We start from the raw sequence: 270 nt of genomic DNA, 5'->3' as shown, positions 1-270 counted from the left end.
GCACTATGGTGCTACTGGTACGGAACGGCAATCCAAAAAACATTCAAGACTGGTCTGATTTGGCACGTAATGGTATCGATGTGGTCATCCCGAATCCAAAGACCAGTGGTACGGCGCGTTATGCCTTTTTGGGCGCTTATTGTTATGGGCTACATCAGTTTAACGAAAGCCCGCAGAACCCAACCAAAACCAATGATTTTATCCAAAAGCTACTGGCGAACGTTGTCACTTATGACAATGGTGCACGGGCAGCGACGACCAGCTTTACCC

General features: G+C 48.1%; 1 protein-coding gene. It reads left to right on the top strand.

The window, feature by feature from the left end:
* A partial coding sequence (locus AAEY87_RS14010) for a substrate-binding domain-containing protein (protein ID WP_350657613.1) occupies nt 1-270 on the top strand: 270 nt, incomplete at both ends.

The organism is Psychrobacter sp. S1-30-MNA-CIBAN-0213 (assembly GCF_040309845.1).
Classification (GTDB): domain Bacteria; phylum Pseudomonadota; class Gammaproteobacteria; order Pseudomonadales; family Moraxellaceae; genus Psychrobacter.
Note: the sequence above shows the minus strand (reverse complement) of the source record. Positions and strands in the feature narration are given on the sequence as shown.